14 protein-coding genes are annotated in these 17,232 nt (G+C 48.5%); 12 read left to right on the top strand and 2 right to left on the bottom strand.

Annotated elements, in window-relative coordinates; genetic code table 11:
* The first annotated feature begins 22 nt into the window (after positions 1-22).
* From flgB to HMPREF1222_RS01105, 11 genes are all read left to right on the top strand, one after another.
* On the top strand, positions 23-442 hold the full coding sequence (gene flgB, locus HMPREF1222_RS01155) for a flagellar basal body rod protein FlgB (RefSeq protein ID WP_016517858.1): 420 nt from the start codon (positions 23-25) through the stop codon (positions 440-442).
* Positions 443-452: 10 nt separating this feature from the next.
* Positions 453-908, top strand: a complete 456-nt coding sequence (flgC, locus tag HMPREF1222_RS01150) for a flagellar basal body rod protein FlgC (RefSeq protein WP_016517857.1) — start codon at positions 453-455, stop codon at positions 906-908.
* 40 nt (positions 909-948) lie between these two features.
* Entirely contained in the window at positions 949-1,311 is a 363-nt protein-coding gene (gene fliE / locus HMPREF1222_RS01145) for a flagellar hook-basal body complex protein FliE (RefSeq protein WP_006189382.1), read from the top strand.
* Positions 1,312-1,485: 174 nt separating this feature from the next.
* On the top strand, positions 1,486-3,189 hold the full coding sequence (gene fliF, locus HMPREF1222_RS01140; protein ID WP_016517856.1) for a flagellar basal-body MS-ring/collar protein FliF: 1,704 nt from the start codon (positions 1,486-1,488) through the stop codon (positions 3,187-3,189).
* Position 3,190: 1 nt separating this feature from the next.
* On the top strand, positions 3,191-4,252 hold the full coding sequence (fliG, locus tag HMPREF1222_RS01135; RefSeq protein ID WP_016517855.1) for a flagellar motor switch protein FliG: 1,062 nt from the start codon (positions 3,191-3,193) through the stop codon (positions 4,250-4,252).
* A gap of 41 nt (positions 4,253-4,293) precedes the next feature.
* Positions 4,294-5,232: a flagellar assembly protein FliH gene (gene fliH / locus HMPREF1222_RS01130; protein ID WP_016517854.1), complete on the top strand. Its 939-nt coding sequence runs from the start codon at positions 4,294-4,296 to the stop codon at positions 5,230-5,232.
* 3 nt (positions 5,233-5,235) lie between these two features.
* Positions 5,236-6,675, top strand: a complete 1,440-nt coding sequence (fliI, locus tag HMPREF1222_RS01125; protein ID WP_016517853.1) for a flagellar protein export ATPase FliI — start codon at positions 5,236-5,238, stop codon at positions 6,673-6,675.
* A 6-nt stretch (positions 6,676-6,681) separates the two neighbouring features.
* A complete protein-coding gene (gene fliJ / locus HMPREF1222_RS01120; RefSeq protein ID WP_016517852.1) occupies positions 6,682-7,125 on the top strand; it encodes a flagellar export protein FliJ in 444 nt (147 codons plus the stop codon).
* A gap of 203 nt (positions 7,126-7,328) precedes the next feature.
* Complete coding sequence (locus HMPREF1222_RS01115) at positions 7,329-8,501, top strand: acyl-CoA dehydrogenase family protein (protein WP_006189375.1); 1,173 nt, start codon at positions 7,329-7,331, stop codon at positions 8,499-8,501.
* Positions 8,502-8,660: 159 nt separating this feature from the next.
* Entirely contained in the window at positions 8,661-9,440 is a 780-nt protein-coding gene (locus tag HMPREF1222_RS01110; protein ID WP_006189374.1) for an FAD-binding protein, read from the top strand.
* Positions 9,441-9,600: 160 nt separating this feature from the next.
* Positions 9,601-10,905 (top strand): FprA family A-type flavoprotein, encoded by a 1,305-nt coding sequence (locus HMPREF1222_RS01105; protein ID WP_016517851.1) that lies wholly within the window; start codon positions 9,601-9,603, stop codon positions 10,903-10,905.
* 626 nt (positions 10,906-11,531) lie between these two features.
* On the opposite strand, the gene rsmD is transcribed toward HMPREF1222_RS01105, so the two are convergent.
* A complete protein-coding gene (gene rsmD, locus HMPREF1222_RS01100; protein ID WP_016517850.1) occupies positions 11,532-12,071 on the bottom strand; it encodes a 16S rRNA (guanine(966)-N(2))-methyltransferase RsmD in 540 nt (179 codons plus the stop codon).
* A gap of 10 nt (positions 12,072-12,081) precedes the next feature.
* A complete protein-coding gene (locus tag HMPREF1222_RS01095; RefSeq protein ID WP_006189371.1) occupies positions 12,082-12,522 on the bottom strand; it encodes a hypothetical protein in 441 nt (146 codons plus the stop codon).
* Positions 12,523-12,713: 191 nt separating this feature from the next.
* Between HMPREF1222_RS01095 and HMPREF1222_RS01090 the strand changes: the two genes are divergently transcribed.
* Positions 12,714-17,231: an acyl-CoA dehydratase activase-related protein gene (locus HMPREF1222_RS01090; RefSeq protein ID WP_038076758.1), complete on the top strand. Its 4,518-nt coding sequence runs from the start codon at positions 12,714-12,716 to the stop codon at positions 17,229-17,231.
* Position 17,232: the final 1 nt, after the last annotated feature.

Here is a 17,232-nt window from a genome sequence, read left to right as displayed (position 1 = left end):
ATAGGAATTTATAGGAGTTGAGATGCACATAAACAGTTTTCAAAAGACAGTTGATCTTTTACACCGTGCGCTTGATGTAAACGCCCTTCGTTATACCGTGTCGGCAAATAACCTTGCAAGCTCGGAAATACCGGATTTCAAGCGGACATCGGTCAATTTTGAAACGGAACTGAAACACGCGCTCGATTCCGAAAAACGGGCTGCCGGTCAGTTTCAGCTCGCGGTAACCGACCCCCGTCATATCAAATCGGACGGCGTTATCGACTACCGTTCCGTTTCTCCGCGGCGTGTGTTGGACTACACCACGACGGCGAAAGCAAACGGCAACAACGTAGATGCAGAGGAAGAGGCAATGACTATCCTCAAAATTCAAATGCAATATCAGCTATTGAGTCAAATGACCGGTTTTCAGTACAGCCAAGTACAGTCGGTGTTGAAATAAGGAGCGGCAAATGGGTATCTTTAGCAGTATCAACATAGCGGCGACCGGTATGAGCGCCGAACGGTTACGGACGGATGTTATTTCCGATAACATCGCGAACGCTTCCACTACCAGTTCACAGGAAGGCGGATATTTCCGCCGCAGCCGTGTCATCCTTGCGCAGAAAAACGACGGCATCGATTGGCGGCTTCCCTTTGTTTCGTCCGATATGGATAGAGGAGTCGGTACGGGAGTCCGTGTAACCGGTATAGAAAAAGATAACTCCGAACCGCGGCTTTCTTATGAGCCCGACCATCCTCATGCGATTGTCTCGGGGCCGAAAGCGGGCTATGTGGAATACCCGAATGTCAATATCGTAACGGAAATGGTTGACCTTATCTCCGCCTCCCGCTCTTACGAAGCGAATGCGGCAGTTGTTCAAGGTTCAAAAGAAATGTTTCAGCGCGCGCTCGAAATCGGACGCTAGCAGTTCGGTATACACGGAAAAGTCTTAAAAAGGAGCGCTTATGACGATCACTAATACGGCAACCTTGTATAAGGTACCGGCTATTATGAAAAACCCGGCAATCACGCCGGTTGCCGTCGATAACTTCCGCAGCCGCATGGTTTCGGATACGGACTTAGTCGATACGGCAGTCAATAAAAAGGCGATGAGCTTTGAGCAAACCCTGCTTAAAGCCTTTGACGAAATAAATGCAAAACAACAGCGTACTGAGGAACTCGGACAGCAGATGATTGTAGATCCGGAATCCGTAGACGTACACGATATTACCATCGCAATGGCGGAAGCCGGTATGTCGCTGAAAATTGCACAGACACTGATCGACCGCGTTGTAAAAAGTTGGAATGATATTACCATAACCAGATAATGGAGCTGTTATAATTATTAAACGTGTTCGGAAACTTCAGTTTCAGAACAGGTTCCTTGGAATGCGATGTTCTAAATTGTGCTATTTGCGCGATTTAGAACTCGTCGACCTGTTCGATAACAGAGTTATCGAACAGGTCTATTGTAGCAGGTTCGTTCTGTAAGGGGAGGACACATGAACGAATGGTTTAAAAAAACACTAACGCAAATCAAAACACTGTGGGGCAAATGGACTCCTATCCAAAAGGGTATCTTGGCAGCCGTCATTGTTGCGGCGGTTGTCATTATCGTCCTGCTTGCATCATGGTCGGCAAAGCCCTCGCTCGTACCGCTCATCGATACTCCGGTAACGGATGCAACAGTCAGGGAGCGTATTGTTCTCAGACTGAATGAAGAGAATGTAAAAGCAACGGTTTCGCAGAGCGGTATCATTTCCGTTAATGACGAACAAACAGCCCGCAGAATGCGCGCCATCCTATTGCGCGAAGATCTCATTCCTCAAAACACCGATCCGTGGGCGTTATTCGACGTAGAGCGCTGGACACGTACGGACTTTGAACGGAACATCGACGTACGGCGCGCCGTTATCGAAGAAGTGCGCAAGCACATTAAAGCGCTCGATGATGTGGATGATGCGAGCGTCGTTGTAAACTTGCCGGAAGATAAACTTTTTCAAGCGGATCAAAATCCGGTAACGGCCAGCGTTATCCTGTATCCCAAGCCGGGCAGCGACATCAGCACGAACCGCAAAAAGATTGAAGGCATTCAAAAGCTCTTAAAGTACGCTGTCGAAGGGTTAACCGATGACAATATCACTATTGCCGATAACAGCGGAAACATCCTCAACGATTTTGCAGGATTAAAAGACTTTGACCGGTTGTCCATCATTGAAAAACAGCAGAAGATTATCGCAAAACTGGAAACGCAGTATGAGATCAAAATTCTCAATATTCTGCAAAAGACCTACGGCACCGATCGTGTCCGGGATCTTAGCATTAAGATCGATATGGATATGTCGGAAAAAACGGCCGAAACGGTAGAATATCTGCCCTTCCAGCTTAGAGCGGACAACCCTGAAACGCCGTACGATGAATCGGAGGTGCGCGCCTCGGTTACCCGCTCTTCTGAAACCGCTACGACAACCTATCAGGGTACCGGTTTTAACCCGGAAGGCCCCGCGGGAGTCGAAGGGCAAACCGCCCCTTCATATAAGGACACGAGCAATTTAACCGGATTATCTACGCAGTCGATTGTAAAAACAAATGAAGAAATCGGCAGCAGAAGAACCTCGGAAATTGTCAGCCCCGAAATGGGACGCCGTACCGTATCGGTCAACATCGACGGACAGTGGCGCAAAAAGAAAGATGCAAACGGCAATCTCGTAATTAAAGACGGACAGATTGAACGCGAATATATCCCCATTCCCGATGATGAATTGCAAAAAGCAACGCAGGCCGTTCAAGCTGCAATCGGATACAGCGCGCTTCGGAACGACTCCGTAAGCGTCCTCAATATTCAATTTGACCGCTTGGCGGAATTTGAAAAAGAGGATAATGCTTATTTCAGATCCGTTCAGCGGCAGCGGATATTGCTGATCAGCTTAGCGGGATTGGCGCTCCTGCTGCTCATCTTTATCGTTTACCGTATTGTCAGCCGCGAAATCGAACGCAGAAAACGGCTCCGCGAAGAAGAGCTTTTACGGCAGCATCAGCTCGAACGCGAAAAGGCGCTATGGGAGGCTGAACAGGCCGGCATGGAAGTTTCAATGTCCGTAGAAGAGATGAAACGGCGCGAACTGTTGGAAAATGTTATAAACAATGCGCGTGAGCATCCGGAAGATGTTGCATTACTGCTGCGCACGTGGTTGATGGAGGAATAGTATGGCAGTATCACCGGCAAAAGAAAAAGCGAATGCAGCAAACAGCAAAAAGCAGAAAGATATAAAATCCCTGAACGGGCGGCAAAAGGCGGCAATTTTCTTGGTTGCAGTCGGAGAGGAAATCTCCGCTAAAATCATGGAACAAATGCGCGAGGATGAAATTGAAAAACTCGTGTTTGAAATTGCCCGTACCGAAACGGTTGAATCCGAGCTGAAAGAAGCGGTATTACAGGAATTTCAAGAGCTCATGGCAGCTCAAAACTTTATTACAACCGGCGGTATCGATTATGCCCGTGGATTATTGGAAAAATCCCTCGGCAGCCAAAAGGCGATTGAGGTCATAAACCGGCTTACCAGCTCGCTGCAGGTACGTCCGTTCGACTTTATCCGCCGCACCGACCCTGCGCATCTTTTGAACTTTATTCAGCAGGAACACCCGCAAACCATTGCGCTCATCCTTGCATATCTGGAACCGCAAAAAGCGTCGGTTATTTTACAAAACCTGCCCGATGAAATTCAAAGCGATGTAGCCCGCCGTATTGCAACGATGGACAGAACTTCGCCCGATGTTTTGCGCGAAGTTGAACGGGTTCTTGAAAAGAAGCTTTCTACCCTCTCCAGCGAAGATTATACGGCGGCGGGCGGTGTCGAAAGCATCGTTGAAATTCTCAACCTTGTCGACCGGTCTTCCGAAAAAACGATTATCGAGTCGCTCGAAGATCAAGACCCCGACCTTGCGGAAGAGATCAAGAAACGGATGTTCGTATTCGAAGATATCGTTATGCTCGACGACCGTTCCATTCAGAAGGTACTGCGTGAAGTTAACAGTGAAGAGCTTGCAAAAGCGCTTAAAATTGTCGATACCGAAGTACAGGATAAGATATTCAGAAATATGTCCAAGCGTGCGGCAAGCATGTTAAAAGAAGAAATGGAATACATGGGGCCGACCCGTTTGAAAGACGTCGAAGAAGCGCAGCAAAAGATTGTTTCGATTATCAGGCACTTGGAAGACAACGGCGATATCGTTATTGCCCGTTCCGACGAAGACGAGATGATTGTCTAACCGAAGCAGCGTAGTTAGATCGGCAAAAGGAGATTCTGAAAGTGGCTAAAAATATTTTTCGTGATTTTGAAGTTAAAAAGCTCAACGGCGATATGGTGCTGACTTTAGCGAAAACCTTTGAACCGGCGGCTGCTGCCGAGGTGGTAGAAGCGGCGCCTGTACCCGAGGGACCGACGCTTGAGGATCTCAAAAACGAAGCGGAAGAATTTAAACGGCAATGGGAACTTGAAAAAGAGCAGCTCATTGCCGACGCTCACCGGGAAGCCGACGAAATTATCGAAAACGCAAAAAAGACCGCTTTTGAAGAAGCAAAGCGGCAGATGGATGTTTCGCAGATCGATGCACAAAAAGCCCGCGAACAAGCCCAAGAGGTCGTGAGCGATGCGGAGAAAAAAGCTGCCGACATTATCGACAAGGCCGAACAAACCGAGGCGGCAACGCAAAAAAAGGCTTTTACCGAAGGTTTCGATGCGGGGCGGGAAGCGGGATTTAAAGAAGGAAAAGTCGAAGTAACCCGCTTAATAGAGCGGCTCCATACGATGATCGAACGCACGATGGATAAACGCGAAGAGATTTTAGCGGAAACAGAGCAGCAGATTGTCGACCTCGTACTGCTGATGACCCGAAAGATTGTAAAAGTAATCTCCGAAAATCAGCGGAATGTCGTAACGTCGAACATTATCCATGCGCTGCGCAAGGTAAAAGGACGCGCCGATGTCATTATACGGGTAAACCTCGCCGATGTCGGCTTAACCAGCGAGCATACCAAGGACTTCTTGGCAGCGGCAGAGAATATCAAAAATATCACCGTCGTAGAGGACTTATCGGTAGATGCAGGCGGTTGTATCATCGAAACCGACTTCGGTTCGGTGGATGCGCGTATTTCCTCGCAGCTGCATGAACTTGAACAGCGTATTCTGGAAATATCTCCGATACGGACACGGGCGGCTTCTTCCGACGGTTCTCCAAATCGAAAATAGCTTATGACATCTATCTTTGATAAATACCTTGCCGCAGTTTCCGAAACGGAGCCTATTAAGCGCACCGGCGTTGTAAGCCGTGTGCAGGGACTGCTTATCGAAAGCCGCGGCCCGCAAGCCTCTGTCGGGGAATTGTGCAGAATCAATCTCAAAGATAACACGCAGAGTATCATCGCTGAGGTTATCGGCTTAAACGGCTCAACCGTACAGCTGATGACGTATGAGGACATACAGGGTGTGGAAATCGGCTGCGAGGTAATCGCAAGCGGCACGACGCTTTCCGTTCCCGTCGGTTCGGTATTGCTCGGCCGCGTTGTCGATTCACTGGGAAGGGCGGCCGACGGCAAACAGGAACCCTACTCTCCCCTTCACTACCCCATCCTTGCTCAGCCGCCCGATCCGCTGGAACGGCGCCCTATTAAAGAACGCATCGTAACCGGTATCCGCGCCATCGACGCGCTCCTTGCCGTCGGCAGGGGGCAGCGCATCGGCATTTTTGCCGGTTCCGGCATCGGTAAATCAACCTTGATGGGGATGATTGCACGGAATACGAGCGCCGATGTCAACGTGATTGCGCTGATCGGTGAACGCGGCCGCGAAGTAAACGACTTTTTGGAACACGACCTCGGTCCGGAAGGGCTGAAACATTCGGTCGTGGTAACCGCGACATCAGACACCAGCCCGCTTACCCGTATCCGCGGCGCATACACGGCAACCGCAATCGCCGAATACTTCCGCGACCAAGGAAAGGACGTCATGCTCCTCTTTGACTCGGTTACCCGCTTCGCCAAAGCGCAGCGCGAAATCAGCCTTGCAATCGGAGAGCCTCCCGCAACCCGCGGTTATACTCCGAGCGTCTTTGAAGTGCTGCCGAAATTGCTTGAACGGAGCGGCACGTCTGCAAAGGGTTCCATTACCGGCTTTTATACCGTACTCGTAGACGGCGACGACATGGACGAACCGATCTCCGATGCGGTACGCGGTATCTTGGACGGCCACATCGTACTCAACCGGAAACTTGCGCAGTGCGGACACTATCCCGCCATCGACGTGCTCGGCAGTATTTCCCGTTTGGCAAACCGCGTTGCAGGAGAATGCAGCAAAAAAGCGGCTCAATATATGCGTAAGCTGATGGCCGTCTATGCCGATGCCGAAGATATGATTCAAGTCGGCGCCTATCAAAAAGGCAGCAATCCCGCCATCGACGAAGCCATCGATCATCATGATAAAATCGAAACCTTTTTACAGCAAGAGGTAAACGACCCTGCGCCCATCGAAAAAACGCTGGAGCAGTTAAGCGCGATTACGCATATCGACATACCGAATGAAGAAAGTTTCCAAGCGGGCGCAGGCGCGGCAAAAAAATACTTGATGCCGTCCGAAGCCGCCGATTTATACAAAGCTGAAATCGAAAAACCGCCTGCGGATTACACGGAAGAATAATCCCCTATGAAGAAATTTCAATTTTCTCTTCAAAAGCTCTTGGATATCCGAACCTTCCGCGAAAAAGAAGCGGAAACCAACCTCGGACGTGCCGTTGCCGCCCGCGAAGCGATTGTATTGCGCCTGACCGAAATCGCACAGGAAGAAATAAAAACCCGCCGATCACTTGGGTTAAGCCTTAAAACCCCTGCTGAGCTCGCCTTGCACGAAAACTACTTGGAACGACTCCATAATGACCGCGAGAAACAGGAAAAAGCGCTGGTAGAAGCGGAGCTCGTTATCGAAAAAATGCGGAAAATCTATATCAAGGCGCATCAAGAACGGCTCATTGTAACGAAGCTGCGGGAGCGGAAAGAAGTCGAATGGAAAGCTGAGGGGCTGAAACAGCAAGATGCTGTTCTTGACGATATCGTCAACGCCCGCGAATATAAAAAAAGCCATAATCTATAGCGCTCCCTATACTCTTAGTCTAATCAACATCCATCAAAAAATTGATATTCGATATTTTTACCCTAAGATTCTAATTTCTTTAAAAAATAGGAATAATTCTTAATTTTTAGTTGACAAATCTTTTATACCTGCTTTAAAATAAGAATGAAGTGCAGCTTTATAACTTATATGGAGCGCATATACACTTAGAAGAGAGGTCAATTATGTTATTCAAAACGACAGAAGCGCACGAAGCGTTACGGAAGCAAGTTCGCGAATGGGCGGAAAAAGAAGTAAAACCTATTGTGCTTGAAAAAGACCGCGGTCCGGTTGAAGATGCGTGGATGGAAGATCAGGTAAAACAGATGGGGGCTCACGGTTGGTTGGGTATTCCCTATTCAAAAGAATACGGCGGCGCAGGACTCGACGTTATCAGCTATGCGATTGTTGTGGAAGAGCTATCCCGCGTTGACGGAGGAATCGGCGTAATCTGTTCCGCCCATACATCATTAGGCGCATATCCGATTGCGGAATTCGGGACGGAAGCGCAAAAACAGAAATATCTGGTACCGCTTGCAAAAGGCGAAAAGATCGGGGCGTTCGGTTTAACCGAACCGAATGCGGGAAGCGATGCCGGCGGAACCGAAACCGAATATATCGATGACGGCTCCAATTATATTCTGAACGGCTCCAAGATTTTTATTACGAATGCACCGAAAGCGGATACGTATGTTATTTTTGCCGCAAACCCCGATGTTCCCGGTACCAAAGGTATCAGTGCATTTATCGTAGAAAAAGGTGATGCCGGCTTTGAATTCGGCGAGCACTACGACAAACTCGGTATTCGCACCTCTGCAACTTCGGAACTTATTTTTAACGAAGTAACGATTCCGCACGACCGCTTACTCGGCAAGGAAGGAGAAGGCTTTAAAATCGCTATGAAGACGCTTGACGGCGGACGCATCGGTATCGCAAGTCAAGCACTCGGTATTGCACAAGGCGCTTACGAAGAAGCCGTAAAATATGCCCGCACTCGTGAACAGTTCGGTAAGCCGATCGGCGCACAGCAGAACCTTGCATTCAAGCTTGCCGATATGCTGACAAAGATCGAAGCTGCCCGTCTTTTGATCTATAAAGCTGCGGAAAAGAAAGAAAATCACGAGGATTACGGCCTCGATTCTGCGATGGCAAAGATGTATGCATCGGATATCGCGCTTGAAGTGGTGAATGACGCACTGCAAATTCACGGCGGTTCCGGCTTCATTAAGGGTATTCCGGTAGAGAAGATGTACCGCGATGCCAAGATTACCACCATCTACGAAGGTACCAACGAAATTCAGCGCCTTGTTATTGCATCTAAGATCTTGGGAAAACTCGGTAAGGCAAACCGGCAATAACTGTTAAATTTAAGGGAACTGTCCAAAACAGATTTGCACTCCGTTTTAGCGGATACGATGATAAATTCCGTACAGAACAAACCGATAGGCTTGCAGTTTTTGGACAGCTCCGTATCCGTTTATCAAAATAAAAATTAATTCAGTATTAAGGAGAATGAAATGGCAGTAGCTCGATTAAAAGGCGATCCGAGAATCGGGATTACCGGAATGCGCAAACGTATCTTCCCCGACGGCGATACGATGAAAGAAAAGGTTCACAAACTGGTTCAGCAGTTGGTTGAAGTGGAACGCTTTAAGTTCTACAAAGATGTGGATATCAATTCACTTATGGCAATGGCTCCGATCGGTGTTTCAGGCGGCCGCGGCGTAAAAGACAAGGAAACATGGCATTTAATAGAAGACTTGGCAAAGGCGGCAGGCGCCTCCATCGGCTCTTCCCGTCCCGCAGCGGAGACCTTAAAATACGTTCCGGTGCAGCGCTATGTCGGAATGTCCGGTCAAAAATTTAAAGGCAATCTCTATTTTGCAATCGGTATTTCCGGGGCTATTCAGCATTTAAAGGGCATCAAAGACGCTTCCCGCATTATTGCGATTAACAAAAGCAAAAAAGCACCGATTTTCTCCCACTGCGATTACGGAATCGTCGGCGATTTGGAAGAAGTTGTTCCGCTTCTGATTGAAGAATTAAATGCACTTTCAAAAGAAGAACTGACCTTCCCTTATCCGAAAATTAAGAAGGCTCCCATACCGCGTCCGTCACGGATCGGACCGCAGTATGTCTGTTTGGGCTGCGGATATAAATATGTACCGGAAGAAGGAAATAAGGACGCGGATATTCCGCCGGAAACCTTGTTCGAGCATCTCGATCCCGAATTTACCTGTCCCGATTGCGGTGAGGCAAAGGATCGCTTTATCAAGCTGACATTCCGCAACAACTAAAAAAGGAGTTTGATAAAAAGCGCCGTCTGAAATGTCGCCGCCGCTTTTTATCTCAAGTTTGCGTTGCAAACTTGATTATTTACGTGTGCGCGTAACGCGCACGGCTAAAAACTTTTTCGGATGTTCAAACATCCTACAAAAGTTTTTATAGGAGTTTATTATGTACAGTGTACGTGAAGTTACAAAAGATGTGTGGTGGGTCGGCGGCCACGATCACCGCTTAACATTGTTTGAAAATATGCACCCGATACCCCTCGGTGTAAGCTATAACGCATATCTTCTGTTTGATAAAAAGAGTACCATCCTCTTTGATACGGCGGAATGGACGTCATGCCCGCAGCTGATGGAAAACATCACCTATCTGCTTGAAAAATACGGACGTGAGAAGGTTGACTACTTGGTTGTAAACCACATGGAATGCGATCACTCTTCTTCCGTAACCACCGTGTTGGAAAAATGGGCGCCGACGATTATCTCTACGGAAAAAGGCTTTATGCTGATGCGCCAGTTTGCCTATAATCCCGACGACTACAAAACGGATACCGTAAAAGAAGGTGATACCCGCACCTTTGAAGACCACACCATTGCCTTTGTTGAAGCGCCGATGGTGCACTGGCCGGAAGTTATGGTTACTCTTGACGTAACCAACGGTGTGCTGTTCTCTGCAGATGCGTTCGGTTCGTTTATTGCGCTGGATGGAAAGCTCTTTGCAAAAGAAGTAAACTATCCACGAGACTGGATAGACGAAGCACGGCGCTATTTGACAAACATTGTCGGTAAATACGGCCCCGAAGTTATGCACCTGGTCGGTAAAGTGCTCAAGCTTGACCTCTTGCCGAAGATTAAGTATATCTGCGCACTGCACGGTTTGGTATGGGAAGCAGATAACTTTCCCTATATCCTCGATAAATACCTGCACTGGGCAACCTATACGCCGGAAGAAAAGGGCGTGTTGCTGGTGTACGGTTCCATTTACGGAAACACGGAATCGGCTGCATTTGCACTTGCGTCGAAGATCGTCGAAAAAGGCATTACCAATGTGTCGGTGTACGATGCATCGAGCACACATGTGTCGTATCTGATTTCCGAGGCCTTTAAGTTCAGCCATATCGTCATTTGTTCCCCGACGTACAACCTGAATATCTTCCCGCCGATTCATGAGTTCTTGGATCACATGAGACTCTTGAATTTACAGAATAGAAAAATCGCTATTGTAGAAAACGGTTCATGGGCGGTACGGTCGGGCGACCTTATTCAGGAATTTATTGAAAAGAATATGGATGATATGGAAATTCTCAATGAACGTATCACCATCGCGTCGACTATGAGTCCCGATAAGGGCTATGAGCTTGATTCTATGGCTCAGGCTATCGCCGATTCTATGAATGCGACGGATATTGCACTGCCGGAAGGTGTTCCGCAGCTCGATGTTTCCAACATTCATTTCGCCCGCGAGCGCAGGTAAACCTGCCAGCGAATGTACCTCCGTGTACATTCGCTGGCGGCGAGTTTTTGCTTTGCAAAAACATCGCTGCTGCATGGAACCACCGCCATCCTCGCCCACAAATGTACATCCTTGCACATTTGTGGGCTACAAGTTTGCAAGCAAACTTGTTACTGCATGGAACCACCGCCGTCCGTGGCGGTTCTGAACAGCCCTTCCGTAAGCCTTTTGAAATAGACGGTGTAGATACAAGGAATACGGTAAAAAAGTACCGCAGGCACGCCCAAAAATGAACATCCTTGTTCATTTTTGGGCTACAAGTTTGCAGGAGCAAACTTGCTTCTGCTTGAAACCACTGCCCTCCTTGGCAGTTTTGATACGTTGAGGATTTTTCAGAAGCGGCACGGATGCCGCTGGTTCCTTCAGAAGCGATGTTTCAGCGATGCTGAAACTCGCTGCCAAAAGTGTACAAGGATGTACACTTTTGGCAAGGCGACGCAGCAGATGCGCCGTCTATTTCCGAAAAAAGCCTTTTGAAAATAGACGGTATAGATACAAGGAGCTAGCTGAAAATAAAGCACAGGCGTATCTATGATACGTTGAGCATTTATTTTCAGCGTACGACGCAGTAGATATACCGTATATTTTCAAAAGGAAGTCGTCTTTCGATAAAAATCCACTATCGATCGACCATACGCGCGCTGGTCGATGCGGGTTAATGAAAGGATTTCGCCGGGTAAGTCTTTTTCCTTGGGGCGGTGTATGAGCGCAAGCCCGCCTTCAGCCAAAATCGGTTTTTCGGCAATGGTATACAGTAGGTCATAATGAAACTGGTACGGAAACGGGGGATCAAGATAGATAATATCAAAACTTTTTTTTGAACGCTGCAGATAAAGCTCCACCGGCATACATTTACACTCAAGTGTTTTATCTGCAAGCGCAGCATTTTTTAACAAAATCGGAAATTTATCCTTATCTTTTTCTACCAATACCACAGGATAGGCCCCTCTCGAATAGGCTTCAAGCCCGCACATACCCGATCCGGTAAACAGATCCAAAAAGGACTTTCCGTCTAAATCGCCCAAAATTGCAAAAAGAGATTCTCTCATCCTATCCATTGCGGGTCTAATAATTCCCTTAGGACATTGGACTTGCCGGTTTTTCAGTGTTCCGCCTGTTATGCGCATATCGGTTTGCTTAGATACAAAGAAGCTGGCTGAGTTCGTTTTGCGAAACTATTTGATACGCATCAAGATTTTTATCGCTTTCTTGAATCCGCTTTTCTATCCGGTCTTTTGTATCGCTATGAGTCTTATAATAAGCGCTCAAATCACTGCCCTGTACGGGTAAGGTGATTTCTTTTTCAATTGTTTTAGCGGCAAATGCTTTTAACAGCAATAAATAATCGGTTTCGCACGAATACAAACTCTGCATAATCGGCAGATATTCGGGCAAATGCGAAAGATTTTGAACTTCGGCAAATAACGATTGCAGCGTATCGGATATAAAAGATATATCGCCGACCATTTTGTCTAAGAACATATTCTCCGACAATTCGAGTGATAAACCTTCGGTGGTAATACTGATTATTTTTGCAAGCTGATATAGATTATCGTGAAATGCGGTATTTTTAAGCATAGACATCCTCCCGTTCTGCTTTATCAGTATCGGCATTTTTTTAACAAATATAAGTGTATCTCTAAAGACGCAGGGAGCTTTTCAAGATACCGACAAAACAATCCGTCCGTGCAGGCTGCTCTATTGATGCGAAAAAATCTACTATAATATTTGCCTTGTAATTTTTTATGCAATATGGCACTATGGTTGACATGATTTTTAACGATAAACTCCAAATGGGAATAGACGTCGGATCGACAACGGTAAAAACGGTGATTCTTTCCGCTGACAATTCCGTAGTATATAGCCGATATGAGCGGCATCGTGCAGATATCCGTAAAACGATTATCATGGTGGTAACGGAAGCCTTAGATACGGTCGCAAAGACTTACGGCAATCATGCTCAACTACAGGTTCGGGTAACCGGTTCAGGCGGTTTAGCAGTTTCAAAATGGCTATCAGTACCGTTTGTACAAGAGGTAGTCGCCGCTGCCGTTGCCGTGCAGGCAAAGATTCCTCAAACGGATGTCGCTATCGAACTGGGCGGGGAAGATGCGAAGATAACCTACTTCGGCCATTCGGTTGAGCAGCGCATGAACGGTACCTGCGCCGGAGGTACGGGGGCTTTTATCGACCAAATGGCGGCACTTCTCGAAACCGATGCAACGGGATTGAATGAGCTTGCCAAAAACGCAACGACGATTTATCCCATCGCCGCCCGCTGCGGAGTCTTTGCAAAAACCGACGTACAGCCACTCATCAACGAAGGTGCGCGGCGGGAGGATATCGCCGCAAGTATCTTTCAAGCGGTTGTCAGTCAAACCATTTCCGGCCTTGCGTGCGGAAAACCCATCCGCGGGCGCTGCGCCTTTTTAGGCGGGCCGTTACACTTTCTCGACCAACTGCGGCAGCGGTTTATCGAAACATTACACCTGAAAGATGATGAAATCATCGTGCCGGAAAACTCGGAGCTCTTTGTCGCACTCGGCGCAGCGCTCAGTGCCGGTACCAATCAATCGCTGCGGCCGTCATCCCATCGGGCTGTCGATAACGGCGCAGAATCGGGGGCAATTTCCTGTACGGCGCCGACGCAGACACAACTGATGCGGACGGGTTACCGCAGCCGGCCGGAAGCCGTGCCGGAAATAACAGATAAAACCGTATTTACCAATCCCGCCGCCTTAACGGTAGAAATTCTGCGGAATAAACTGGGTTCGCTTGCCGATGCGGAAATGCAGGAAGTACAGCGCCTTCCGCCGCTCTTTGAAAATGATGAGGCGCTTGCCGAGTTCCGTGAACGGCACGGACGGGAACGAGCGGAAACAGCTCCCCTTGCGGAAGCGTCCGGCCCGGTATTCCTCGGTATGGATGCAGGCTCTACCACAACAAAGGCCGTACTCATCGACCGCGAAGGAAGGATCCTCTGGCAGTTCTATGAATCGAATGCGGGAAACCCGGTCAATCTTGCAGTAACTATGCTGCAATCCCTCTATAAACAAATTCCGAGCGGCGCACATATAGCCCGCTCTTTATCCACGGGCTACGGCGAAGGGCTTTTCCAAGCGGCTTTCGGCGTCGATACCGGAGAAGTTGAAACCATAGCGCACCACCGCGCGGCGGATTTCTTCCTGCCCGGCGTTGACTTTTTGCTCGACATCGGCGGACAGGATATGAAGTGTATCCGCATGAAAAACAACTGCATCAGCTCCATTCAATTAAACGAAGCTTGTTCTTCCGGCTGCGGCAGCTTTTTGGATAACTTTGCCCGCTCGCTCGGCATGCCGGTTAAAGATTTTTCTACGCAGGCGCTCCGTGCCCCCAAACCCATCGACCTCGGCAGCCGCTGTACGGTGTTTATGAACAGCCGTGTTAAGCAGGCGCAAAAGGAAGGCGCATCCGTTGGCGACATTTCGGCGGGACTTTCGTATTCGGTTATTAAAAATGCCCTTTTTAAAGTAATCAAATTGAGAAATACCGCTTCTATCGGCGACAAAATCATTGTGCAAGGCGGTACCTTCCACAACGATGCGGTGCTGCGCGCCTTTGAATTAACTACGGGGAAAGAAGCGGTACGGCCCGACATCAGCGGTTTGATGGGGGCTTTCGGCGCCGCGCTCCTTGCCCGTGATCAATGGAAAGAACAGGGGGCGGATATCAATGTCCGCTCGAATATCTTACCGGCGGAAGGACTTGATGCGCTTACCGTTAAACTGGAACTTTCCCGTTGCGGTAAATGCGCCAACAATTGTCTTTTGACCATCAATCGGTTTAATACACCTGCGGCAGGCAACCGTATTTTTATTACGGGAAACCGCTGTGAAATCGGCGCCGAAATAGCCGAAAGAGAAAATAATCAGCAAAAAGAATCGCTGCTAAAGGTTGGAAAAAAGAAACAAGGCAGCAATCTGCCGAACCTCTTCGACTGGAAGTATAAACGGATGTTTTCGTATAAGCCGCTGACGGAGGCCGAAGCGGAACGAGGAACAATCGGTATTCCGCGCGTACTCAACCTGTACGAAAATTATCCGTTCTGGTTTACACTTTTTACCGAGCTGAAATTTTCGGTAAAATTATCGCCGCGCTCATCCCGCAAACTCTATGAATTGGGATTGGAATCCATTCCGTCGGAATCGGTATGTTATCCCGGCAAAATTTCCCACGGGCACATCGAATCGCTGTTAAAAGCAGGCATTACGACAATATTCTATCCCTGCATTCCGTATGAAACACAGGAAGACCCCAAGTCTAATAACCACTTTAACTGTCCGGTCGTAACGAGTTATCCCGAAGTGCTTAAAAACAATATCGATGCGCTGCGGCAGGATGAGCATATCCGTTTCCTCAATCCGTTTTTGCCGCTCTATAACGAAAAGCGGCTCGGAGAGCGCCTCCACGAAGAGCTCAATAAATACTGGCATATTACGCTTGACGAAATCCGTGCTGCCGTGCGGAAGGCTAAAGAAGAAGCAGAGGCGGTAAAAAAAGAAACACAGTTCCAAGGAGAGGCGGCGCTCCGGCAAATAAAAGAACAGGGACTTATCGGTATCGTACTTGCCGGCCGTCCCTATCATCTTGACCCTGAAATCAATCATGGAATCCCTGAACTGTTGACAGGCTTAGGACTCGCCGTATTAACCGAGGACTCCGTTGCTCATTTGGGAACACTGCCCCGCCCCTTGCGGGTTGTCGACCAGTGGGTATACCACAACCGGCTATACCGCGCCGCAGAATTTACCGCGCGGCAGGATAACCTCGCATTTATTCAGCTTACCAGCTTCGGCTGCGGGTTGGATGCGGTTACAGCCGATCAGGTACAGGAAATTACCGAAGCGCAAGGAAAAATGTATACCCTGCTCAAAATTGACGAAGGTTCAAACCTCGGCGCAGTACGTATCCGTATCCGCAGCTTACTCGCCGCCATCCGTGAACGGAGCAAAGGAACAACCGCAAAAGCGCCGGGCTACCGCGGCTTTAAGCGGGTTGAATTTACCGAAGAAATGAGCAAACGGTATACCGTCCTCGCGCCGCAGATGGCTCCCATTCACTTTGACTTACTGGAAGCAGCCTTTCGGCATTCGGGCTTCAATCTCGTCATATTGCCGGATACCGATCCGCAAGCAATCGACTGCGGACTGCGCTACGTGAACAATGATGCCTGCTATCCGGCCATTATTGTGGCGGGGCAGATGATTTCGGCGCTGCAGTCGGGAAAATACGACCTCAACGCAACGGCGCTCATCATCACGCAGACAGGAGGCGGGTGCCGCGCGACAAACTATATCGGCTTCATCCGGCGGGCATTGGAGGATGCAGGACTGGGATATATTCCGGTAATCGGATTAAGCGCTCAGCAAATTGAAAAGAACTCAGGCTTTAAGCCGACGTTCGGTTTGGCGGATCGTGCCTTAAAAGCGCTCTGCCTCGGCGACTTGCTGATGCGTGTATTATACCGCACCCGCCCCTACGAACAGGAAAAGGGAGCGGCAAATGCGCTTTATCGCCGTTACGCCGACAGGATAAAGACCGAATTACAGCACATGTCAGGACGGGACTACCGTAAAGTAGTACGCGATATTGTCCATGACTTTGACACGCTGCCGCTTATACAAGCTGAAAAGCCTCGTATCGGCGTAGTCGGTGAAATTCTGGTAAAATTCCATCCGACGGCTAACAACGATATTGTCGGTACTATTGAACGGGAAGGTGCGGAATGTGTCATGCCCGACTTAATGGATTTCTTCTTCTATTCCCTATTTCACGGGATTTACTACGAAACCTCGCTGGAATCGAGCGCTTTTAACCGCCTCAAATACCACATAGCAATCTGGTATATAGAACGGTACCGCAATGGAATGAAAAAGGAGCTGAATAAAAGCCGGCGCTTTACCGCACCTGAATCGATATATAATCTTGCAAAGGGTGTCCGCGGAGTTTTGGATTTAGGCAATGCCGCCGGAGAAGGCTGGTTCCTAACCGCCGAAATGGTTGAGCTTATTAAGTCGGGGGTTTCCAGCATCGCCTGTTTGCAGCCGTTTGCCTGCCTCCCCAATCACGTTACCGGCAAAGGAATGATTAAAGAATTACGCCGCCGCTATCCCGATGCACAGATATCAGCTATAGACTTTGACCCGGGCGCAAGCGAGGTAAATCAGCTTAACCGCCTTAAACTCCTGTTAGCAAATGCTCCTTACGGCGAACATCCTGATGGAATACACCAAAAGGGAGCGTAAC

This window comes from Treponema vincentii F0403 (genome assembly GCF_000412995.1).
Classification (GTDB): Bacteria; Spirochaetota; Spirochaetia; order Treponematales; family Treponemataceae; genus Treponema; species Treponema vincentii.
The sequence above is the reverse complement of the archived record's forward strand: the minus strand, read 5'-3'. Positions and strand labels throughout refer to the sequence as shown.

What these genes read in the sequence shown, in the direction of transcription:
- flgB (WP_016517858.1), top strand. Translation starts at nt 23, where the DNA reads ATGCACATAAACAGTTTTCAAAAGACAGTTGATCTTTTACACCGTGCG.
- flgC (WP_016517857.1), top strand. Translation starts at nt 453, where the DNA reads ATGGGTATCTTTAGCAGTATCAACATAGCGGCGACCGGTATGAGCGCC.
- fliE (WP_006189382.1), top strand. Translation starts at nt 949, where the DNA reads ATGACGATCACTAATACGGCAACCTTGTATAAGGTACCGGCTATTATG.
- fliF (WP_016517856.1), top strand. Translation starts at nt 1,486, where the DNA reads ATGAACGAATGGTTTAAAAAAACACTAACGCAAATCAAAACACTGTGG.
- fliG (WP_016517855.1), top strand. Translation starts at nt 3,191, where the DNA reads ATGGCAGTATCACCGGCAAAAGAAAAAGCGAATGCAGCAAACAGCAAA.
- fliI (WP_016517853.1), top strand. Translation starts at nt 5,236, where the DNA reads ATGACATCTATCTTTGATAAATACCTTGCCGCAGTTTCCGAAACGGAG.
- fliJ (WP_016517852.1), top strand. Translation starts at nt 6,682, where the DNA reads ATGAAGAAATTTCAATTTTCTCTTCAAAAGCTCTTGGATATCCGAACC.
- HMPREF1222_RS01115 (WP_006189375.1), top strand. Translation starts at nt 7,329, where the DNA reads ATGTTATTCAAAACGACAGAAGCGCACGAAGCGTTACGGAAGCAAGTT.
- HMPREF1222_RS01110 (WP_006189374.1), top strand. Translation starts at nt 8,661, where the DNA reads ATGGCAGTAGCTCGATTAAAAGGCGATCCGAGAATCGGGATTACCGGA.
- HMPREF1222_RS01105 (WP_016517851.1), top strand. Translation starts at nt 9,601, where the DNA reads ATGTACAGTGTACGTGAAGTTACAAAAGATGTGTGGTGGGTCGGCGGC.
- rsmD (WP_016517850.1), bottom strand. Translation starts at nt 12,071, where the DNA reads ATGCGCATAACAGGCGGAACACTGAAAAACCGGCAAGTCCAATGTCCT.
- HMPREF1222_RS01095 (WP_006189371.1), bottom strand. Translation starts at nt 12,522, where the DNA reads ATGCTTAAAAATACCGCATTTCACGATAATCTATATCAGCTTGCAAAA.
- HMPREF1222_RS01090 (WP_038076758.1), top strand. Translation starts at nt 12,714, where the DNA reads ATGATTTTTAACGATAAACTCCAAATGGGAATAGACGTCGGATCGACA.